Below are 20,875 nucleotides of genomic sequence, written 5' to 3' on the forward strand. Positions count from 1 at the left end.
GGTGCCGTGTGTCGGCGGTTTCCGTGTGTCAGAGGTATAGAAGCACTGAACAGGACATCAGCGGCGCGACATGTAGATGTCGAGCGCCTTGTGCAGCAGCTTGTTCAGCGGGAAGTCCCACTCGCCGAGGTACTCGGCAGCCTGGCCGCCGGTACCCACCTTGAACTGGATCAGGCCGAAGAGGTGGTCGGTCTCGTCCAGCGAGTCGGAGATGCCGCGCAGGTCGTAGACGGTGGCGCCGAGCGCGTAGGCGTCGCGCAGCATCCGCCACTGCATCGCGTTCGAGGGCCGGACCTCACGCCCGATGTTGTCGGAGGCGCCGTAGGAGTACCAGACGTGCCCGCCGACGATCAGCATCGTCGCGGCCGAGAGGTTCACGCCGTTGTGGCGGGCGAAGTACAGCCGCATGCGGTTGGGGTCCTCGGTGTTGAGGGCCGTCCACATGCGCTGGAAGTACGACAGGGGGCGCGGCCGGAAGTGGTCGCGCACGGCGGTGATCTCGTACAGCCGCTGCCATTCCTCGAGGTCCTGGTAACCGCCCTGGACGACCTCGACGCCGGCCTTCTCGGCCTTCTTGATGTTGCGGCGCCACAGCTGGTTGAAGTTCTTGTGGACCTCTTCCAGGGAGCGGTTCGCCAGCGGCACCTGGTACACGTAGCGGGGCTGGACGTCACCGAAGCCGGCGCCGCCGTCCTCGCCCTGCTGCCAGCCCATGCGGCGCAGCTTGTCGGCCACCTCGAAGGCGCGCGGCTCGATGTGGTCGGCCTCGATGTCGCGGAGGCGCTTGACGTCCGGGTTCTGGATGCCCTGCTTGATCGAGGGGGCCTCCCAGCGCCGGATGATCACCGGCGGGCCCATCTTCACCGAGAACGCGCCCTGCTGCTTCAGGTGCGCCAGCATCGGTTCGAGCCATTCCTGCAGATTCGGCGCGAACCAGTTGATGACCGGGCCCTCGGGCAGGTAGGCGAGGTAGCGCTTGATCTTGGGAAGCTGCCGGTAGAGAACCAGGCCGGCACCGACCATCTCGCCGGTGCGGTCGTCGAACCAGCCGAGGTTCTCGGAGCGCCACTCCGCCTTGACGTCAGCCCAGGCCGGGACCTGCATGTGGCTCGCCGACGGCAGGCTCTGGATGTAGGCCAGATGCTGCTCGCGACTGATGGTCCTCAGGGTCAGGCTCATTTAGGGGCGCTCCTCGGGCTGGTGTGTCCCCATGGGTACAGGGGCTCCGGCTCTCGCGCGAAGCCTACTGCGCCGTGGGAGCGCGCCGGTTGGGCGTACGGGACCTACGCCCCGGCCCGAGGCCGGCCGGGGCGCGACGCGGTGTTCGGATGAGGAGGTGTCCCGGCGTCAGCCGATGAGGCCGCCGTGCGCCATGCCCAGGAAGAACCCGACGCCCGATGCGCCCAAGCCGAGGATCAGGCCGAAGCGCTCCCGGGTCGTTTCCGAGATCCACTGGCCGTACGCGCCCGTGAGGATGCCCACGAGACCGGCCCAGGAGCTGAGCAGATGCAGGTCCTCGTCGATGATCGCCGAGAGGAACGAGGTGAGGCCCAGCACCAGGGTCACCGCGAGCAGCGCGTCCTGGAGGGGATGGGGCTTGCCGTCCGTGGCGAAGAGGCCGCCGGCGGTGTTGGGTCGCAATGCCTGTGCCATAGGGCACCTCCTGCGAAAGTCGGCGCATCGTAGCGCCATACACACCCGATGTGTACAGATTGGCTGCCCTGACGGCCGGATTTCAACCGCAAGCCGCTATGCGGGTACTCTGTACCGTCCGCACCGGTGTCTGCCCATGCCACGGCAGGGGCTTCTCGTCAGAACCCCCGACTGTCAGTGGTGGCCGATACCGTTGCCTACGCATCACAACCCTCCTGCCACGGAACGACCGTGGCCGCTGAGTCCAAAGGAGGTGGGTTCCACATGCGTCACTACGAGGTGATGGTCATCCTCGACCCCGAGGTCGAGGAGCGCGCTGTCTCTCCGCTGATCGAGAACTTCCTCTCTGTCGTCCGTGACGGCGGCGGAAAGGTCGAGAAGGTCGACACCTGGGGCCGTCGTCGTCTCGCGTACGAGATCAAGAAGAAGCCCGAGGGCATCTACTCGGTCATCGACCTGCAGGCCGAGCCTGCGGTCGTCAAGGAGCTCGACCGCCAGATGAACCTGAACGAGTCGGTCCTCCGGACCAAGGTCCTCCGTCCCGAGACCCACTGAGCTTCGCAGCTCAGTTGATCCCGGGATTCGAGTAGCAAGCAGCCAGAGCAAACCCGCCGAGAGGTTCCCCCATGGCAGGCGAGACCGTCATCACGGTCGTCGGCAATCTTGTCGACGACCCCGAGCTGCGCTTCACCCCCTCCGGTGCGGCGGTCGCGAAGTTCCGTGTCGCGTCCACCCCCCGCACCTTCGACCGCCAGACGAACGAGTGGAAGGACGGCGAGAGCCTGTTCCTGACCTGCTCGGTCTGGCGTCAGGCGGCGGAGAACGTCGCCGAGTCGCTCCAGCGAGGCATGCGCGTCATCGTGCAGGGCCGGCTGAAGCAGCGGTCCTACGAGGACCGTGAGGGTGTCAAGCGCACGGTCTACGAGCTGGACGTCGAGGAAGTCGGCGCCAGCCTGCGCAACGCCACGGCCAAGGTCACCAAGACCAGCGGTCGCGGTGGACAGGGTGGCCAGGGTGGCTTCGGCGGCGGTGGCGGCGCCCAGGGTGGCGGCGGCTGGGGCGGCGGCCCCGGTGGCGGCCAGCAGGGTGGTGGCGCTCCCGCCGACGACCCGTGGGCGACCGGTGCTCCCGCCGGTGGCAACCAGGGCGGTGGCGGCGGCTGGGGTGGAAACTCCGGCGGCGGCGGTGGCGGCGGCTACTCGGACGAGCCCCCCTTCTAGGGGCGGGTTCGCACTCACACTTCTTGATCACACAGGAGAAACACCATGGCTAAGCCGCCTGTGCGCAAGCCGAAGAAGAAGGTCTGCGCATTCTGCAAGGACAAGGTCACGTACGTGGACTACAAGGACACGAACATGCTGCGGAAGTTCATTTCCGACCGCGGCAAGATCCGTGCCCGCCGCGTGACCGGCAACTGCACGCAGCACCAGCGTGACGTCGCCACGGCCGTGAAGAACAGCCGTGAGATGGCGCTGCTGCCCTACACCTCCACCGCGCGATAAGGGAAGGGTGACCGACTCATGAAGATCATCCTCACCCACGAGGTCTCCGGCCTCGGTGCCGCGGGCGACGTCGTCGACGTCAAGGACGGTTACGCTCGCAACTACCTGATCCCGCGGAAGTTCGCTATCCGCTGGACCAAGGGTGGCGAGAAGGACGTCGAGCAGATCCGTCGTGCTCGCAAGATCCACGAGATCCAGACCATCGAGCAGGCCAACGCTGTGAAGGCCCAGCTCGAGGGTGTCAAGGTCCGTCTGGCCGTGCGCTCCGGCGACGCCGGTCGTCTCTTCGGTTCCGTCACCCCGGCCGACATCGCTTCCGCGATCAAGGCTTCCGGTGGCCCCGAGGTCGACAAGCGCCGCATCGAGCTCGGCTCGCCGATCAAGACGCTGGGCGCTCACGAGACGTCCGTGCGTCTGCACCCCGAGGTTGCCGCCAAGGTCAACATCGAGGTCGTCGCGGCCTGAGTGCCGTGCTGAAGCAGTAAACGCGATGGGGCCGCACCCTCAGGGGTGCGGCCCCGTTCGTGTCTGCTGGGCTCAGGTTTGTCGGATGCCGGCCTGCGGGGCGTCTCCGTGTTTCACGTGAAACACCGCGTTCTATGGAGCGCTCCGTGTTTCACGTGAAACAGGCACCGTTTCACGTGAAACGGTCAGCGGCTCGCCCCCGCCACGATCCACCGGCCCGAGCGGGTACGAAGCCACAGGGTCAGCATCCGCACAGTCATCATCAGCGTCATCGTGGCCCAGAGGGCCGTGAGTCCACCACCCAACACCGGGACCAGAAGAGCGGTCGGCGTGAACACCGCCAGGGTGAGAAGCATCGCCCAGGCGAGGTAGGGGCCGTCGCCTGCGCCCATCAGCACGCCGTCCAGGATGAAGACGATGCCGGAGATCGGCTGGGAGAGGGCGACGATGATCAGGGCGGGCAGCGCCACGTCCTCGACGGCCGAGTCGCTGGTGAACAGGGGCAAAAACGCGGGCCGGGCGAGAACCACCAGGATGCCGAGGACGACGCCGACGGCGATTCCCCACTCCACCATGCGGCGGCATGCTTCCCGTGCGCCCTGCGTGTCACCAGCCCCGAGGTAGCGCCCGATGATGGCCTGCCCCGCAATGGCGATGGCGTCGAGGGCGAAGGCCAGCAGATTCCACAGCGAGAGGATGATCTGGTGGGCGGCGATGTCGGCATCCCCGAGACGGGCGGCGACCGCCGTGGCGATCATCAGGACCGCCCGCAGCGAGAGGGTGCGCACCAGCAGGGGGACACCGGCTTGTGCGGAGGCCCTGATCCCAGCGGCATCCGGGCGCAGCGAGGCGCCGTGTTTGCGTGCCCCTCGCAGAACCACCACGAGGTAGACCGCGGCCATGCCGCACTGGGCGATGACGGTGCCCCACGCGGAACCGGCGATCCCCAGCTCGGCACCGTAGACAAGCCCGACATTGAGAATGCCGTTGGCGACGAAGCCCGCGACGGCGACGTAGAGCGGGGTTTTCGTGTCCTGCAGACCGCGCAGGACACCTGTCGCTGCCAGGACGACGAGCATGGCCGGTATGCCGAGCACGGAAATGCGCAAGTACGTGATCGCGTAGGGAGTTGCCGCGTCCGAAGCGCCGAAGAGGTCCACAAGGTGGGGTGCGGTGGGCAGCGCGGCGGCGACGACAACAGCGCCGAGGAGCAGAGCCAGCCAGATGCCGTCCATGCCTTGTCGGATGGCGGCTTGGAGGTCGCCCGCGCCGACACGGCGGGCCACCGCGGCTGTTGTGGCGTAGGCCAGGAAGACGAAGACGCTGACGGCGGTCATCAGCAGGGCCGAGGCGACGCCGAGACCGGCGAGTTGAGCCGTGCCCAGGTGGCCCACTATGGCGGTGTCGGCCATGAGGAAGAGGGGCTCGGCGACGAGAGCACCGAAGGCCGGCACGGCCAGCGCGATGATCTCTCGATCGTGCTGTCTCCGGCCGGAGGGGTGGCGCGCTGGGGCCTGTGTCATGCGCACCAATCTAATCGTCCACAGGTAAGAGATGCAAAGGATTTGAGACCCTTACTTGTCGCCTCGGTGTGCGCACCGCTGTGCACTGTTCGAGGTGATCTTGGGCCGCTTGGGAAAGTTTTTCTTCTGCACAGCCCGTGGACGGCAAAGACGCAGGTCAGAATGCCTGCTGCGCTGAGAGTCGCGGCTTGTTCACAGGCCTGTCCACCGCGTCGTGCACAGGTTTCGCGGAGTTCTCCACAGCATCTGGGCCGTCGTCCACATGGCCTGTGGATAACCAGATTGGCTGACGGTGCCGACAGGCCTACGGTAGTCCGGCGCCCGCTCCGTCCGCCGGTTTGCAAAACGCCACAAACCCGGCGCGTACCAACCGGAGTTGGGCCTCTCATTTGTCAGTGCCGTGCCGTAGAAAAGAGAGGCACGGCTAGGTCTGCTTCGGCGGACGGGAGGAGGTGGCTCGGTGAGCATTTCCGAGCCCTTGGACGACCCTTGGGCCGACAGCGGTCCCAGTGATCGTCTGCCCGCTTCCCGCCGACGTGGTGACGGAGCCCGGGGCCGCGGCGAACAGCACGAGCGCGGCAGGGACAACGGGGCGTGGGACGGTGGATCGGCCCCGTCGTTCGAGCGGGTGCCGCCGCAGGACATCGACGCCGAGCAGTCCGTCCTCGGCGGCATGCTCCTGTCCAAGGACGCCATCGCCGACGTCGTCGAGATCCTCAAGGGCCACGACTTCTACAAGCCGGCCCACGAGACGATCTACCAGGCCGTCCTCGACGTCTACGCCAAGGGCGAGCCCGCCGACCCCATCACGATCGCGGCCGAGCTGACCAAGCGCGGCGAGATCAACAAGGTCGGCGGGGCCTCCTATCTGCACACCCTCGTCCAGACGGTGCCCACGGCGGCCAACGCGGCGTACTACGCGGAGATCGTTCATGAGCGGGCCGTCCTGCGCCGCCTGGTCGAGGCCGGTACGCGCATCACGCAGATGGGATACGCGGCCGACGACGACGTCGACGAGATCGTCAACCGCGCCCAGGCGGAGGTCTACGCGGTCACCGAGCAGCGCACCAGTGAGGACTATCTCCCGCTCGGCGACATCATGGAGGGCGCGCTCGACGAGATCGAAGCGATCGGCTCGCGCAGCGGCGAGATGACCGGTGTGCCGACGGGGTTCACGGACTTCGACTCGCTCACCAACGGTCTGCACCCGGGGCAGATGATCGTCATCGCTGCCCGTCCCGCCATGGGTAAGTCGACGCTGGCCCTGGACTTCGCCCGGGCCGCGTCGATCAAGCACAACCTTCCGAGTGTCATCTTCTCCCTGGAGATGGGGCGCAACGAGATCGCGATGCGTCTGCTGTCCGCGGAGGCCCGCGTCGCCCTTCACCACATGCGCTCCGGCACCATGACGGACGAGGACTGGACGCGTCTGGCGCGCCGGATGCCCGAGGTCTCCTCCGCGCCGCTCTACATCGACGACTCCCCGAACCTGTCGATGATGGAGATTCGCGCCAAGTGCCGTCGGCTGAAGCAGCGCAACGACATCAGGCTCGTGATCATCGACTATCTGCAACTGATGCAGGCCGGGGGCTCCAAGCGCTCCGAGAGCCGTCAGCAGGAGGTCTCGGACATGTCCCGGAACCTCAAGCTCCTGGCCAAGGAGCTGGAGGTTCCGGTGATCGCGCTCTCTCAGCTCAACCGTGGTCCCGAGCAGCGTACGGACAAGAAGCCGATGGTCTCCGACCTGCGTGAGTCGGGCTCCATCGAGCAGGACGCCGACATGGTGATCCTTCTGCACCGCGAGGACGCGTACGAGAAGGAGTCGCCGCGGGCGGGCGAGGCGGACATCATCGTGGGCAAGCACCGAAACGGCCCGACGGCGACGATCACGGTCGCCTTCCAGGGCCACTACTCACGCTTCGTGGACATGGCCCAGACCTGATCCGACCAGGCCTGGGTGCGCCAGGTCTCACGGACCGGCCGGATGTGCTCGACGCGGGGCTGTCCGGCCGGGTGGACTGGGTCCATGACGACATCTCACGGAGAGTTGCTTCCCGGAACCCGGCGGGCTCTGTTGCACCGGATCGCCGTCGCGCAGGCCGAGGGGCGGGCTCCGTCGCTCGTCGCGGCCGTCGTGCGGGACGGTACGACGGTGTGGACGGGCGCGCGGACCTCGGTGGAGGGGCACACACCGGACGAGAACGTGCAGTACCGGATCGGTTCGATCACCAAGACCTTCACCGCGGTTCTCGTACTGCGGCTGCGCGACGAGGGCGCTCTGGACCTGAACGATCCGCTCGAGAAGCATGTGCCGGGCACCGGTGTGGGGGAGGTGACCGTCGCCGAACTGCTCGCGCACACGGGCGGATTGGCGGCCGAGACCCCGGGCCCGTGGTGGGAGCGGAGCCCCGGATCCCTGCGGCCCGAGCTGGCCGACGTACTGGGTGATCGCCCCCTGCTGACTCCGCCGGGCCGCCGGTTCCACTACTCGAATCCGGGCTACGCCGTGCTCGGCGCGCTCATCGAGAAGCTCCGCGGGGCTTCCTGGGAGGACGTCCTTCGGCGTGAAGTGCTCGAACCTCTGGGGCTGCATCGTACGAGCGTGCGGCCGCAGGCGCCCCACGCGGGTGGCTGGGCCGTACATCCCTGGGCCGACGTGATGCTTCCCGAGCCCCTCGAGGATCTGGGGCGCATGGCGCCGGCCGGTCAACTCTGGTCGACGACAGGCGACTTGGCGCGGTTCGCGGCCTTCCTGCTCAACGGCGACGAGCGGGTGCTGAGCGCCGGGTCACTGAGGGAGATGAGGGCGCCGGCCGCGCCCCACGAGGCGGCGGACGTGGCGAGCGGTTACGCCTACTGCCTGGGCATGGAGATCCGGCGACGGAACGGGCGGTCCCTTGTCGGCCACACCGGGTCGCTGCCCGGCTTCCTCGCGTGCCTCATGATCAGCGCCGAGGACGATGTGGCGGCGATCGCCCTGGCCAACTCCACGTCAGGTCCGCTGCTGTTCCCCGTTGCCGCCGACCTGGTCCGTATCGTCGCCGAGGCGGAGCCGCGTATCCCCGCGCCGTGGAAGCCGCTCCGTGATGTCGATCCGTCGCTGCTGGAGCTGACGGGGCAGTGGTACTGGGGGACACACGCCTTCGCTCTGCGACTGGCGGCCGACGGACTCCTCTCGCTGGGGCCGTTGACCGGCGCAGGCCGTCGCTCTCGGTTCCGCGCGAACGGCGACGGCACCTGGACGGGTCTGGAGGGCTACTACGCCGGCGAGCTCCTGAAGGCCGTACGGCGGCCGGACGGGGCCGTGAGTCACCTGGACCTCGGCTCATTCATGTTCACGCGTCAGCCGTACGACGAGGGCGCTCCTGTGCCGGGTGGTGTCGACCCCCAGGGGTGGCGCGGAATCGGTTAGCGCATGGGATGCGTGGGCGTCCTGTTTCACGTGAAACAGGACGCCCACGCATCTCGGTCACAGCTGGAGCTTGAAGCCCGTGTGGGAGGCCGTGAATCCGAGCCGCTCGTAGAAGCGGTGGGCGTCGGCGCGGGTCTTGTCCGAGGTCAGCTGGACCAACTGGCACCCCTCGTTCCGGGATTCTTCTATCGCCCACTCGATGAGCTGGGTTCCCAGGCCGCTGCCTCGCTCGTCCGCATGGATGCGCACCCCTTCGATAATCGACCGGGTCGCACCCCGTCGGGAGAGACCGGGAATGATCGTGAGCTGGAGGGTGCCGACGACCCTGCCCTCTCGGACCGCCACGACCAGGTGCTGGTTCGGGTCGGTGCTGAGCCGCTCCAGCGCGGCCAGATACGGGGTGAGGTCGTCCGGCGACTCGCGCTGTGCGCCCAGTGGGTCGTCCGCGAGCATGGCGACGATCGCGGGGATGTCGTCGGTGGTGGCGGCCCGTATTTCAAGATCTCCCATGGACGCACCTTACGCATCGTCGGCGGTGCGCAGAGGCCACATGGGTCATGCGACGGCACAGCGTCAGCGCGTGGGCGGGCGGAAGCATGCCCGGGCTCGGGCGCCCTATGCGGGCACCGGAGCCTTCAGCGTCTGCACGACTCGGACCAGCGGTGCCAGCTCGGGGTTCTTCGCCGCTTCGTCGAGGGCCTCGCGCAGGGCGGCGTCATTGGTCGGACGCGCCGCTTCCAGCAACTCGAGGCCCGCCGCGGTGACGTTGGTGTAGATGCCCCGGCGGTCGGTGGGGCACAGGTAGCGCTCCAGGAGCCCCCGGTCTTCGAGCCGGGTGACCAGGCGCGTGGTGGCGCTCTGGCTGAGAACGACCGCGTCGGCGACCTGCTTCATCTGCAGATGGCCCCCGTCACCGTCGTGCTGCCGGCTGAGCACGTCCAGCAGGGAGTACTCGCGCGCGCTGAGGTCGTGCCCGGCCTGCAGGGCGCGCTCGATGTTGGCCTCGATCCTTCCGTGGAGCAAGGAGAGGGCGCACCAGCTCTGGGCGAGAGCGGTGAGCGCGGGGTCCGTCGCTGTCATTGGCGTTTCCTCCGTCCCGGAGCGGCTGACACCCAGGATAGAGCAGAACCGCAATTGACGGCGTTTGCATATAGCCCGCGTCTGCAACTATTGTGGACGCACGCTAAGCGCTCCTGCAATCGTCTGGGAAGGTAACCCTCCATGCCTCTCGCGCTTCTGGCCCTCGCGATCGGGGCCTTCGGGATCGGTACGACCGAATTCGTGATCATGGGCCTGCTGCCCGAGGTCGCGGGTGACTACGGGGTCTCCATCCCCACGGCCGGATACCTGGTGACCGGCTACGCGCTCGGCGTCATGTTCGGCGCCCCGCTGATGACCGTGCTCGGCACCAGGATCTCCCGCAAGCGGATGCTGATGCTGCTGATGGGGTTGTTCATCGCGGGCAACCTGCTCTCGGCACTCGCCCCCGTCTTCTTCGTCATGCTGACCGGCCGGATCATCGCCTCGTTGGCCCACGGCGCCTTCTTCGGCATCGGGTCGGTGGTCGCGGCGGACCTCGTCGCCCCGGACAAGAAGGCCGGAGCCATCGCGATGATGTTCACCGGTCTGACCGTCGCCAACGTCGTCGGTGTCCCGCTGGGCACGCTCGTCGGACAGACCGTCGGCTGGCGGGTGACCTTCGGCATCGTCGCCGCCCTCGGCGTCATCGGCCTGGTCGGCATCGCCCGGCTCGTCCCCGACCTGCCGAAGGCGGAGGGCGTACGACTGCGGCACGAGCTGGCCGCGTTCAAGAACGTGCAGGTCCTGCTCGCGATGGCCATGACCGTCCTGGGCTTCGGCGGTGTCTTCGCGGCCATCACCTACATCGCGCCGATGATGACCCACGTCACGGGCTTCGCCGACGGCTCCGTCACCTGGCTGCTGGTCCTCTTCGGCCTCGGCATGGTCGGCGGCAACCTCGTCGGCGGCAGGTTCGCCGACCGCGCCCTGATGCCCATGCTGTACGTCTCTCTGGCCGCTCTGGCCGTCGTCCTGGCCCTGTTCACCTTCACCGCCCACGACAAGCTGCTCTCGGCGATCACCGTCGCCCTGATCGGTGCCCTGGGCTTCGCCACCGTGCCGCCGCTGCAGAAGCGCGTTCTCGACCAGGCACACGGCGCCCCGACCCTGGCCTCAGCCGTCAACATCGGCGCCTTCAACCTCGGCAACGCGCTCTCCGCCTGGCTGGGCGGGCTCGTGATCGCGGCGGGCCTCGGCTACACCGCCCCCAACTGGGTCGGCGCCGCCCTGGCCGCCGGTGCTCTGGTCCTGGCTTTCGTCTCGGCCGCCCTGGAGCGCCGCGCCGACCGCACCACCACCGTCGTCACCGGCTCCGCTCCAGCCGAGCAGCGCGCTGCCGTCCACCACTGAGCGACGGAACCACCCCCACCGGCCTCACTTCCCGGAACGACCGTCACTGTTCGAGGAGAACCCCTTCATGAGCACCACCACCGCAGTCGCCCCCCTCACCACCCAGGACGCCGATGCCCTCGTGGCTGCCGCCCATCGTGCCGCCGACTCGGCAGGCGTCACCGTCAGCGTCACCGTCCTGGACGCGGGAGGCCATCTGCTCGCCTTCCGGCGTGACGACCGAGCCGTGTTGATCTCCGGCGAGACCAGCACCCGCAAGGCCTACACGGCCCTCCAGCTGAACGCGCCCACCGGCGACCTGGTGGACGCGGTGCAGCCCGGAGGCCTGTTCCACACGCTGCCGACAGCGCTCGACCGGCCGCTGCTGTTCATCGCCGGAGGCGTGCCTGTGCACCGCGACGGCCGGCTGATCGGCGCGATCGGCGTGGGCGGCGGTGCCCCGGATCAGGACCACGGCTTCGCCACGGCCGCCGTGGAGGCTCTCGCCTGACCCGTCCCGCAGCGCTTAGACGCCGGTCCCCCGTTTCCGGGGAGCCGGCGTCTTCGTATCGAGGTTCGTCAGCCCGCCGCGACCGTGACCGGCGCGAACCGCCGGCTCCAGTCGCCGGGCAACTCGGCGATCCCGTACGCCATCACCGAGTTGAAGGCGACGGATTGCAGGCCGCGCTCCTTCACCCACGCGAGGAGCTCCTCGTGCCGCACGTCGATGTCGGTGCGCAGGGGGCGATCGGTGCCGGCGGCCAGGGAGGCGATGAGAGCCTGGGCCACCGACGTGTCGCGCGCGATGAGCGGCCCGACCACATGGGTGTCCATGTTGGGCCAGGCGGCCGCGTACCCGATGATCTGCCCGTCGTCCTCGGCCACGCGCAACTGGTCGGCGAAGGCCGGTAGCCGGGTGACGATGTGGGTGCGGTCGCTCCCGAACACCTGCTCGTCGAGACGGAGGATCGCGGTGAGGTCCTCGGCGGTCGCGGCGCGGGTGGTCACCTCCGGCTCCGGTTCACCGGGGGTGAAGTGCCCGCGGACCATTTCGGCCCGTCCTGTGGCCTTGAAGCCGAGTTCCTCGTAGAGGGGGCGGCCGTTCGGCGTCGCATGCAGGGTGAGGGGCGTGGTGCCCATGGCCGAGACGACGTGACGCATCAGCCGGCGTCCCATGCCTTGCCGTGCATGCCGTTTCGCGACCAGGACCATGCCGATCGCGGCGAGGGCAGGATCCTGCGGTCCGTACTCGGTGACGACACAGGCGCTCACCAGGCCGCCCTCGGGATCGTCGATGCCGTAGCCCTTCCCGGCCGTGAGGAGGAAGCCCCACTTGTGCTCCTCCCGTGGCCACCCCCGGTCCTCGGACAAGTCGGCGCAGGCGGCTTGATCGTGGAGGGTCAGACGACGGATGGGCAAGGAGGCAAGGGAAGGAGTCGGCACGCAGGTCAGGCTGTCCGACGAGGGCCCCTGACGTCCACCTGTTTCAGCGGGGACGTACGAGCTTTTGGCCACTTGTCGCCGAGCGGAAAGCAGCGGGGCCACTGCCGGATGTTTCACGTGAAACAGGTAAGAACGCCGGACGCCCGGGCTAGACGCTGAACGGGGCTTTCAGGCCTCAGGATTGACCGACTTGGCCATTCGCTTCGTGCCCGCATTCGTGACGAGAGGAGGGGGGACTTGTGTGCACGGCAGTGGCCGGTAGGGTCGAGTCCGGTTCGCATCCGGGACGGGGCGCCCTGTCCCGTACGGGGCAGCGCAGGGCAATGCAGCCTAACGGGACGGAGAGATCGAAGACCGGCGTTTCCGGGTATACGCCGGAAGCGGCCAGGCGGGTGGGAAGCTCGATGAGAGTCACTGCGGCCAATGTCACACTCTCGCCTTACTTGTCCGTACGGAGCCGAAATACGGGTTAAATGTGGCCGCATTGGCCGCGACAAGGATGGGAACGAGACCGTCCACGGGGGAAGCAGGCACTTTCCGACTTCGGAAGTGCGCAGACCGACCGAAAGATGCTCGAGGCGAGGCACACCATGGACGCTCCGACCACCACGTCGGCCGACAACGGCACTTCTGGCGGCGGGGGCGACTGGTTCACGCCCCGCAAGAACCCGACGACTGCACCGGAAAGCGACGCCGCCGGTACACCGGACAGCACTACGGAAGCACGTCGACCGGCCACGATACGCCCGGTGGGCAGGCCCGGATCCGTCCCGGAAACACCGGCGGATGCCCACTCCGGACCGCCCGGCTCGACATCCGGCGGCCCACGCGCGGATGAGCCCGACCCAGGGCGTGAACATCCGGACGCGACACCCACGCCCGCCCCTCCGTCCGTACAGCACGCTCCATCACCAGCCACTGCGTCCGGCCCCGCCACCGTCTCGTCGCCGGGCCCCGCCCCCACGGCGCTCACCCCGACGCCCTTCGCCTCCACCGTTGCCCCGCCCCACACTCTTCCCGAACAGCGGGTTCCTGCCCAGGAACACGCACCGGCGCCACCCTCGAGCCAGGCCGCCACCCCGCCGGTCGAAGAGGGCTCCCCTGACGCCCTCCTCATCCGCCGCACGATGGCCGAGGTCGCGCCGGTCGCCGACAAGGTCACCTCGTACTTCTACGCCCTGCTCTTCGTCCGCCATCCCCACCTGCGGTCGCTGTTCCCAGCCGCGATGGACACCCAGCGCGACCGGCTCCTCAGAGCGCTGCTCACGGCCGCCGAGCACATCGACAACAAGGACGTCCTCGTCGACTACCTGCAAAAACTCGGCCGCGGCCACCGCAAGTACGGGACCCGGCCCGAGCACTATCCCGCCGTCGGCGAGTGCCTCATCGGCGCGCTGAGCAAGTACGCCGCCGGAGTGTGGAACGCGGAGATGGAGGCGGCCTGGATCCGGGCCTACACCACGATCTCCCAGGTCATGATCGACGCCGCGGCCGCGGACGAACTACGCGCTCCGGCCTGGTGGTACGCCGAGATCGTCACGCACGATCTGAGAACGCCCGATGTCGCGGTGGTCACCGTCCGGCCCGACCAGCCGTACCCGTTTCTCGCGGGGCAGTACACGAGCGTGGAGACGCCTTGGTGGCCGCGGATCTGGCGGCACTACTCCTTCGCGTCGGCGCCCCGGTCCGACGGACTGCTGTCGTTCCACGTCAAGGCCGTACCGGCCGGCTGGGTCTCCAACGCCCTGGTGCACCGCGCCCGCCCCGGCGACATCATCCGGCTCGGTCCGCCCGCGGGTTCCATGACCGTCGATCACACCACCGACAACGGCCTGCTCTGTCTGGGCGGCGGCACGGGCATAGCGCCCATCAAGGCCCTGGTCGAGGATGTCGCCGAGCACGGGGACCGCCGGTCGGTCGAGGTCTTCTACGGGGCCCGCACCGACCACGACCTGTACGACATCGACACCATGCTCCGACTCCAGCAGAGCCATCCCTGGCTCTCGGTCCGCGCGATCATCGACCAGCAGGCGCATCTGCAGCTGCCGGACGCTATTCGCACTTACGGGCCGTGGGACCAGTTCGACGCCTACCTCTCGGGCCCGCCCGGGATGATCCGCAGCGGTGTGGACGCCCTGCGCGACATCGGTATCCCCGCGGACCGCATACGGCACGACTCCGTCGAGGAACTGGTTGCGGCCGGAAGCTGACCGGCGTCTCAGCCCAGGTCGGGCGCGTGCATGGCAAGCACGCCCTCGATGTTGCCGTCCAGGTAGTGGCGCAGCGACAGCGGCACGAGATGGACGGAGGCGATTCCGACCCGGGTGAAGGGCACGCGCACGATCTCGTACTCGCCGACCGGCTCGTCCACCTCGGGGCCGTGGCGCAGGGAGGGGTCCATGGACTCCAGACGGCAGACGAAGAAGTGTTGCACCTTCACGCCGGTCGCGCCGCCGTCCTCTCCGATGTGCTCCATGGTGTCCACGAAGCAGGGCACCACATCGGTGATCTTCGCGCCGAGCTCTTCGTACACCTCGCGGTGCAAGGCATCGACGACGGTGGAGTCGCTGGGCTCGACCCCGCCACCCGGGGTGAGCCAGTAGGGATCCACACCCGGCTTGGTGCGCTTGATCAGGATCAGGTCGGCACCGTCCAGCAGAACGGCGCGGGCGGTGCGCTTGACCACGGGTCGGACGGTCATGAGTGAAATGTGGCCCGGCTGGTTCCACGTGAAACATCGCGAAACGTCACCGGTCGAGCTCCCAGAGTGAGGCACGTCCGCGAGCGCCCGCCCCTCACGTCGGTGCACCCCGGAGCACGTCTGCGAGCACCTCAGCACCAGTCGGCCGAGGACCGCAGCAACCAGTCGTGAGCCCGCGCGATATGGGGCATTGCGAGCGTCCCGGTCCGGACCACGAGGAAGTACGTCCGCAGCGGCGGCACCGCCGGCTCGTGCAGCGCGACGACATCGCCTCGCTCCAACGCGGCCGCGCACAGATAGCGGGGCAGCACCGCGAGGCCGGCGCCGACGACCACGCAGGCCAGGACCGCACGAAGGTCGGGGACGATCACGGTGCCCGGGGCGGCCGGGTGCGAGTCGAAAACGGAGGCCCAATAGCGGGAGACGAACGGCAGCGACTCGTGCACCTCCACCACCGGCACCTTGTCGAGGGCCGGTTCCGGCCCGCGGGCAGGCTGCCCGGACCCGATCTGCTCGGACCAACGCGGGGCGGCTACCAGAACGTGCTCCTCGTCGCAGAGCGCAGTCGCCGTGAGCAGGGCGCCGCGCGGCTGGGCCGTGCTGATGGCCAGATCATGGTGCCCGGCGGAAAGCCCTTCCAGTGTTTCCTCGGCGGTCCCGAAGGAGGCGCGCAGGGCGAAACCCTGGCCGTCCTCGCCGGTCAGCTCCGTGAGGGCGGGCAGGGCCCGTTCGGCGGTGAACTCGGGAGGTCCCGCGAGGTGCAGCGTCCGTAAGGAGGAGTCGTCGTCGACGCCGGTCTCGGTGATCTCCACCAAGGCGTCGAGATGAGGCGCGGCCTTGTGGGCGAGTTCGTCGCCGATGGTCGTCGGGGTCACGCCACGGGCCTGCCGCAGGAACAGAGGGCGGCCCAGTTGCCGTTCCAGCGTCCGTATCTGCGAGGTGACAGCAGGCTGGGAGAGGCCGAGCAGGGCGGCGGCGCGGGTGAAGGAGCCGGCCCGGTGCACGGTCACGAAGGTGCGCAGCAAGGCCAGATCCACCGCGCACTCCCCTCTTCGGCCCCTGCTCCCTGCCCCGGCCGTGCCCAACTATAAATAAGTCGATAGGTCTCTGTCGCTACTGTGATTGGACACTGACAGAGAGTCAACTAGCCTTGGTCGCGCGGTTCTTGCGCGCGGAACCGGGGGACGGTCCGAGCCACGAGGGGGGAGGCTCGGACCGTCCATGGGGGCGGTCAGGCAGCCGACTCGTCCAGCGCACGGAGCACATCCGCCACCAGGTCCTCGGGGTCCTCGGCGCCCACCGACAGCCGGATGAAGCCCTCCGGCACCGCGTCTCCGCCCCAGCGGCCACGCCGTTCGGCCGTGGACCGCACCCCGCCGAAGCTCGTCGCGTCGTCCACGAGGCGCAGCGCGTCGAGGAACCGGTCGGCATGCGCGCGCGTGGGCAGCGTGAACGACACGACGCAGCCGAAGCGTCGCATCTGCCGCGCGGCGATCGCGTGGGAGGGGTCGTCGGGCAGCCCCGGGTAGCGCAGCCCTGCCACTTCGGGCCGCTCGCGCAGTGCCGTCGCGACCGCAAGGGCCGTCGCGCTCTGCCGGTCGACCCGCATCTGGAGCGTCGCGATCGAACGGTGCGCGAGCCAGGCCTCCATGGGTCCGGGAATCGCACCGACGATCTTGCGCCAGCGGCGTACGGCAGCCATGGCCTCGGGGTCCCGGCCCACCACATAACCGAGGAGGACATCGCCGTGGCCGGTGAGCTGCTTGGTGCCGCTGGCCACCGCGAAGTCGGCCCCGAGCTCCAGCGGACGCTGGCCCAGCGGTGTCGCGAGGGTGTTGTCGACGGCGACCAGGGCCCCACGCGCGTGTGCCGCGTCGGCGAGGCGCCTGATGTCGCATACGTCGAGCCCGGGATTGGAAGGGGTCTCGATCCACAGCAGCCGGGCACCGTCGAGGACGTCGAGCTGGGCGTCCCCGCCGGTGGGCGCCGTGCGCACCTCGATGCCGTAGGCCTCCAGTTGAGCGCGGACCAGGGGCAGCGCCTGGTAGCCGTCGTCGGGCAGGACACACACGTCGCCGGTGCGCAGCTGGGAGAAGAGCACTGCCGAGATCGCCGCCATGCCGGATGCGAAGACGAGCGTCTCGGCGTCGTCCCGGCCGGGCGCTTCCAGCTCGCCGACGGCGCGTTCCAGCAGCGTCCACGTCGGGTTCTCGTCGCGGCCGTAGGTGTAGGGACCCGTCGGGTCGCCGGGGAGATGAAAGTGGGCCGCGAACACCGGGCCGGGCAGGGTGGGCTCGTGCTTGACGGGCTCGGGCAGCCCGGCCCGCACCGCACGCGTGCCGTCACCGGCGTCCGCGGCCAGGCCCGCGGTGCCCGTCAGCCCGCCCGCGACACCCGTCTCGTCAGCTGCGGCAGTCGCCCCGCCGTTTCCGGCACCCGTCGCGGAATCACTCATGCCGCCTGTCCCTCCACGTCCTCGCGCACTGCGGCGAGCAGACCGGTGCTCGCCGCCTCCACCATCTCAAGGCACTCCTCGAAGCCGTCCATGCCCCCGTAGTAGGGGTCCGGTACGTCGAGGTCGTCGCCGGCGGCGGGATCGTAGGAGCGGAGCAGCCGTACCTTCGCCGCGTCCTGCTCGGTGGGCGCGAGGCGGCGCAGGGCCCCGAGATGGCCGGAGTCGAGGGCGATCACGAGGTCGAGGCGGGAGAACCACGACGACCGGAACTGCCGGGCCGTGTGGGCGCCCGGATATCCGTTGTCCTCCAGGACGGCCACGGTGCGCGGGTCGGCGCCGTCGCCCTCGTGCCAGCCGCCCGTACCGGCGCTGTCGACCTCCACCAGCTCGTCGAGACCGGCCTCGGCCACCCGCGCGCGGAACACGATCTCCGCCATCGGCGAGCGGCAGATGTTGCCCGTGCAGACGAAGCAGACCCGGTACGTCATGTCCGCTCAGTCCCCGTCGGGCAGGATGACGTGCAGCGCCCAGGAGACGACCGAGATGATCAGGCCTCCCACGACGGCCGTCCAGAAGCCGTCCACGTGGAAGCTCAGGTCGAGCTTGTCCGCCAGCCACGAGGTGAGCAGCAGCATCAGCGCGTTGACGACCAGTGTGAACAGGCCGAGGGTCAATATCAGCAACGGCAGGCTGAGGAGCTTGACCACCGGCTTGACCAGGAAGTTCACCAGGCCGAAGAGCAGCGCCACGATGATCAGCGTGGCGAACTCCTTGCCCGTGCTGTCACCGGTCAGGGTGATCTTGTCGAGCAGCCATACGGCGACCGCCAGGGCGCCCGCGTTCGCAATCGTCTTGACTAGGAAATTCTTCATGTGTCTGATCGTGGCAGACCTGATCGGACACGGGCACAAGAGGCAGGGGCGGACAAGGCGATGAAAGCATTCCGGCTGGACGAACTGGAGGCGGAGCGCGCCGCCAACGAGGGCGCCTACCTGCAGTTTCTGCGGGAGCAGAACATGTCGGTCGGCTTGTACGCCCTCGACGCGGGCGACCAGGATCCACAGAAGCCGCACAATCAGGACGAGGTCTACTTCATTGTGAGCGGCCGGGCCGCGATCACCGTCGGCCTGGAGACCACCCAGGTGGCGCGCGGCAGTGTGATCTACGTGCCGGCGGGCGTCGCCCACAAGTTCCACCACATCACCGAGGACCTGAGGGTGCTGGTGGTCTTCTCTCCGCCCGAGAGCTGACGCGGCGTCTCAGGGTTCCCTAAGGGGTCGATCAGGGGAGGGCAAGGGATGCGAGGCACCCGTTCGACCCCCTCGCGGACCTAGCATCGAGTGCAGGACGTCAGAGATCCGACAGGACCGACAGGACCCGGCACTCGAACGGGCGGAGAGGTAAGGACGAGGGCGATGCGAGAGATCTTCACGGGACTGCCGTGGTGGGTGAAGTGGATCGCGGTGCCGGTCATCGCCCTGGTCGTGTTCGGCGGGCTGATCGCCAGCGTGGTCGGGTTCGTCATCGGACTGCTCTTCAAGGTGCTGGTCTTCGTGGCCCTGGTCGGCGGACTGATCTACGTCGTACGCAAGTTCACGTCGAGCTCCTCGTCGCGCAGCGACTGGTGAGACCGGTGGGAAACCGGTGGGGGTAGCGGGAAACGCCTGGAATCACCGGTTCCCTCGGGCGGGGGAAGTTTCCCGGCGAGGCCGTCTGCGCGCGGTGGCGGGCGAATAGAGTCCGGAACTCGACGCGGGGACTTCCCCGCGAGCGGCATTCACCCCCACCCGTGTTCCCCGCACGGGTCTGTCCCTCGCGCTTCGGGAGAGCCCCTTGGTCCCGGCTGACACCGCCCCCGTCCACCTCCGCACCGTCCCCGCGCAGCCCCGCTCGGCGGCGCCCTCCGAGCCACCGCCTCCGGCTGCCGCACCTCCTCCGCCGACCCTGATCGGCTCCGTGCAGCGCGCGATGCGCCTGCTGGAGACCGTCGCCGCGCATGAGCACGGCGCCCCGGCCAAACAACTGGCCCGTGAGACCGGGCTGGCCCTGCCCACGACGTACCACCTGCTGCGTACGCTCGTGCACGAGGGCTATCTGCGGCGGGACAAGGGCCTGTTCTTCCTCGGTGAGGCGGCCGAGCGGCTGAGCGGCAGCGGGGCGCGGCAGAAACGTCGCAGCACGATCGTCGACGCCCTGGCGCGTTGGCGGGACGCCCTGGGTGTGCCCGTGTACTACGCGGTCTACCGCGAGGGCGAGATCGAGGTCATGTGCGTCTCCGACACCCCCGTCAACCCGGCGGTCGAGGAATGGGCCGACTTCCGGGAGACCGGCCACGCGCACGCCATTGGGCAGTGTCTGCTGTCCCAACTGGACGACGAGGCACGCCGTGACCACCTCGACCGCTACCCGGTGCAGCCCCTCACGCCTTACACGGTGCGCGACAACCACAGCCTGCTCAGGCGCCTGGAGCGGATCCGGCGGATGGAGCCGGTGACCGAGCGCCAGGAGTACGCCCTGGGCGCGGTCTGTGCCGCGATCCCCCTCACCCTCGGCACCACGGCAGCGACGATGGCCATCTCACTCCCCGCACACCAGGTCGACCGGCTGCTGCCCGCGGCCCGGGAGTTGCAGGCCGAGATGGGGCGGCTGCTCGGCTCACTCGCGCTCTCTATCAGTATGTGAAAACTCACTCCTTGTGATCTGCTGTGTACGTTCAGCAAGATTCCACCAAGTGTCAGAGGTTTGTTCCCGGCCAGTAACGGCGATTGACGGGGTTATCGATGCGCGAGTCCGTACAAGCAGAGGTCATGATGAGCTTTCTCGTGTCCGAGGAGCTCTCCTTCCGCATTCCGGTGGAGCTGCGCTATGAGTCCAGTGATCCCTATGCCGTCCGGCTGACGTTCCACTTGCCCGGTGACGCCCCAGTGACGTGGGCTTTTGGACGGGAGTTGCTGATCGACGGGGTCGGCCGGCCGTGTGGGGAGGGCGATGTGCGCGTCACGCCCGTCGAACCCGACGCGTTGGGCGAGGTGTTGATCCGGCTTCAGGTGGGCAGCGACCAGGCGCTGTTCCGTTCGTCGACGGCACCGCTCGTCGCTTTCCTCGACCGTACGGACAAGCTGGTGCCGCTGGGCCAGGAGGGCTCGCTCGCCGACTTCGACGCGCACCTCGACGAGGCCCTGGACCGCATCCTCGCCGAGCAGAGCGCCGGCTGAGACATGGCCCGGCGGCACGGTGGAGTAACGCTTCACCGGACGCCGCCGAGCTACGCAGGAACGCTTCTTCCTGCGATCGTCCTACGATCTCCCTCCG

24 protein-coding genes are annotated in these 20,875 nt (G+C 68.6%); 13 read left to right on the forward strand and 11 right to left on the reverse strand.

The features are described from left to right. Positions 1-57 precede the first annotated feature (57 nt). On the reverse strand, positions 58-1,179 hold the full coding sequence (gene femX, locus AB0B29_RS20455) for a peptidoglycan bridge formation glycyltransferase FemX (protein WP_031137685.1): 1,122 nt from the start codon (positions 1,177-1,179) through the stop codon (positions 58-60). Between the two features lie 168 nt (positions 1,180-1,347). Then, positions 1,348-1,653 (reverse strand): hypothetical protein, encoded by a 306-nt coding sequence (locus AB0B29_RS20460; protein WP_184909768.1) that lies wholly within the window; start codon positions 1,651-1,653, stop codon positions 1,348-1,350. A gap of 264 nt (positions 1,654-1,917) precedes the next feature. On the opposite strand from AB0B29_RS20460, the gene rpsF reads away from it, so the two are divergent. The 4 genes from rpsF (at position 1,918) to rplI (ending at position 3,620) form a co-directional block, all read left to right on the forward strand. Continuing rightward, positions 1,918-2,208, forward strand: a complete 291-nt coding sequence (gene rpsF / locus AB0B29_RS20465; protein ID WP_030847098.1) for a 30S ribosomal protein S6 — start codon at positions 1,918-1,920, stop codon at positions 2,206-2,208. A 71-nt stretch (positions 2,209-2,279) separates the two neighbouring features. After that, positions 2,280-2,873: a single-stranded DNA-binding protein gene (locus AB0B29_RS20470; RefSeq protein WP_362241538.1), complete on the forward strand. Its 594-nt coding sequence runs from the start codon at positions 2,280-2,282 to the stop codon at positions 2,871-2,873. 45 nt (positions 2,874-2,918) lie between these two features. Then, positions 2,919-3,155 carry a 30S ribosomal protein S18 gene (gene rpsR, locus AB0B29_RS20475; RefSeq protein ID WP_003949403.1) on the forward strand — a complete coding sequence of 79 codons (237 nt, stop codon included), beginning with the start codon at positions 2,919-2,921 and terminating at the stop codon, positions 3,153-3,155. Positions 3,156-3,173: 18 nt separating this feature from the next. After that, positions 3,174-3,620: a 50S ribosomal protein L9 gene (gene rplI / locus AB0B29_RS20480; RefSeq protein WP_033309881.1), complete on the forward strand. Its 447-nt coding sequence runs from the start codon at positions 3,174-3,176 to the stop codon at positions 3,618-3,620. A gap of 185 nt (positions 3,621-3,805) precedes the next feature. Here rplI and AB0B29_RS20485 read toward each other — a convergent pair whose 3' ends face one another. Further along, positions 3,806-5,143, reverse strand: coding sequence for an MATE family efflux transporter (locus AB0B29_RS20485; RefSeq protein ID WP_362241541.1), 1,338 nt, complete (start codon positions 5,141-5,143; stop codon positions 3,806-3,808). Between the two features lie 460 nt (positions 5,144-5,603). Here AB0B29_RS20485 and dnaB point away from each other — a divergent pair, with 460 nt between their 5' ends. Next, positions 5,604-7,085 (forward strand): replicative DNA helicase, encoded by a 1,482-nt coding sequence (gene dnaB / locus AB0B29_RS20490; RefSeq protein WP_362241544.1) that lies wholly within the window; start codon positions 5,604-5,606, stop codon positions 7,083-7,085. Between the two features lie 84 nt (positions 7,086-7,169). Then, positions 7,170-8,555, forward strand: a complete 1,386-nt coding sequence (locus AB0B29_RS20495; RefSeq protein ID WP_362241546.1) for a serine hydrolase domain-containing protein — start codon at positions 7,170-7,172, stop codon at positions 8,553-8,555. Positions 8,556-8,612: 57 nt separating this feature from the next. Here AB0B29_RS20495 and AB0B29_RS20500 read toward each other — a convergent pair whose 3' ends face one another. Beyond that, positions 8,613-9,065: a GNAT family N-acetyltransferase gene (locus tag AB0B29_RS20500; RefSeq protein WP_362241549.1), complete on the reverse strand. Its 453-nt coding sequence runs from the start codon at positions 9,063-9,065 to the stop codon at positions 8,613-8,615. Between the two features lie 105 nt (positions 9,066-9,170). Continuing rightward, a complete protein-coding gene (locus tag AB0B29_RS20505; RefSeq protein WP_362241551.1) occupies positions 9,171-9,635 on the reverse strand; it encodes a MarR family winged helix-turn-helix transcriptional regulator in 465 nt (154 codons plus the stop codon). Positions 9,636-9,776: 141 nt separating this feature from the next. Between AB0B29_RS20505 and AB0B29_RS20510 the strand changes: the two genes are divergently transcribed. Continuing rightward, entirely contained in the window at positions 9,777-10,985 is a 1,209-nt protein-coding gene (locus AB0B29_RS20510; RefSeq protein WP_362241554.1) for an MFS transporter, read from the forward strand. A gap of 67 nt (positions 10,986-11,052) precedes the next feature. Further along, a complete protein-coding gene (locus AB0B29_RS20515) occupies positions 11,053-11,475 on the forward strand; it encodes a GlcG/HbpS family heme-binding protein (RefSeq protein ID WP_362241557.1) in 423 nt (140 codons plus the stop codon). Between the two features lie 68 nt (positions 11,476-11,543). Here AB0B29_RS20515 and AB0B29_RS20520 read toward each other — a convergent pair whose 3' ends face one another. Then, positions 11,544-12,407 carry a GNAT family N-acetyltransferase gene (locus tag AB0B29_RS20520; RefSeq protein WP_362241559.1) on the reverse strand — a complete coding sequence of 288 codons (864 nt, stop codon included), beginning with the start codon at positions 12,405-12,407 and terminating at the stop codon, positions 11,544-11,546. Between the two features lie 569 nt (positions 12,408-12,976). Between AB0B29_RS20520 and AB0B29_RS20525 the strand changes: the two genes are divergently transcribed. After that, positions 12,977-14,617 carry a globin domain-containing protein gene (locus tag AB0B29_RS20525; protein WP_436845865.1) on the forward strand — a complete coding sequence of 547 codons (1,641 nt, stop codon included), beginning with the start codon at positions 12,977-12,979 and terminating at the stop codon, positions 14,615-14,617. An 8-nt stretch (positions 14,618-14,625) separates the two neighbouring features. Here the strand turns inward: AB0B29_RS20525 and AB0B29_RS20530 are convergent, their stop codons facing one another. From AB0B29_RS20530 to AB0B29_RS20550, 5 genes are all read right to left on the reverse strand, one after another. Beyond that, positions 14,626-15,108, reverse strand: a complete 483-nt coding sequence (locus tag AB0B29_RS20530; protein WP_033309872.1) for an NUDIX domain-containing protein — start codon at positions 15,106-15,108, stop codon at positions 14,626-14,628. A gap of 131 nt (positions 15,109-15,239) precedes the next feature. Beyond that, positions 15,240-16,145 carry a LysR family transcriptional regulator gene (locus AB0B29_RS20535; protein WP_362241566.1) on the reverse strand — a complete coding sequence of 302 codons (906 nt, stop codon included), beginning with the start codon at positions 16,143-16,145 and terminating at the stop codon, positions 15,240-15,242. Between the two features lie 194 nt (positions 16,146-16,339). Next, a complete protein-coding gene (locus AB0B29_RS20540) occupies positions 16,340-17,563 on the reverse strand; it encodes a cystathionine gamma-lyase (RefSeq protein WP_362241568.1) in 1,224 nt (407 codons plus the stop codon). Further along, positions 17,560-18,051, reverse strand: a complete 492-nt coding sequence (locus AB0B29_RS20545; RefSeq protein WP_362241571.1) for a low molecular weight protein-tyrosine-phosphatase — start codon at positions 18,049-18,051, stop codon at positions 17,560-17,562. The genes AB0B29_RS20540 and AB0B29_RS20545 overlap by 4 nt, the downstream gene beginning before the upstream one ends. A gap of 6 nt (positions 18,052-18,057) precedes the next feature. After that, positions 18,058-18,435 carry a phage holin family protein gene (locus tag AB0B29_RS20550; RefSeq protein WP_344460579.1) on the reverse strand — a complete coding sequence of 126 codons (378 nt, stop codon included), beginning with the start codon at positions 18,433-18,435 and terminating at the stop codon, positions 18,058-18,060. Between the two features lie 60 nt (positions 18,436-18,495). Between AB0B29_RS20550 and AB0B29_RS20555 the strand changes: the two genes are divergently transcribed. From AB0B29_RS20555 to AB0B29_RS20570, 4 genes are all read left to right on the forward strand, one after another. Beyond that, a complete protein-coding gene (locus tag AB0B29_RS20555) occupies positions 18,496-18,813 on the forward strand; it encodes a cupin domain-containing protein (RefSeq protein ID WP_344460577.1) in 318 nt (105 codons plus the stop codon). 165 nt (positions 18,814-18,978) lie between these two features. Continuing rightward, entirely contained in the window at positions 18,979-19,191 is a 213-nt protein-coding gene (locus AB0B29_RS20560) for a DUF5326 family protein (RefSeq protein ID WP_020271174.1), read from the forward strand. Between the two features lie 316 nt (positions 19,192-19,507). Beyond that, positions 19,508-20,245, forward strand: a complete 738-nt coding sequence (locus AB0B29_RS20565) for an IclR family transcriptional regulator (RefSeq protein ID WP_362242003.1) — start codon at positions 19,508-19,510, stop codon at positions 20,243-20,245. A 98-nt stretch (positions 20,246-20,343) separates the two neighbouring features. Further along, entirely contained in the window at positions 20,344-20,778 is a 435-nt protein-coding gene (locus AB0B29_RS20570; protein ID WP_104779090.1) for an SsgA family sporulation/cell division regulator, read from the forward strand. The last annotated feature ends 97 nt before the right edge of the window (positions 20,779-20,875 follow it).

Origin of the sequence: Streptomyces tibetensis, assembly GCF_040647715.1 — a bacterium.
Lineage (GTDB): Bacteria > Actinomycetota > Actinomycetes > Streptomycetales > Streptomycetaceae > Streptomyces > Streptomyces tibetensis_A.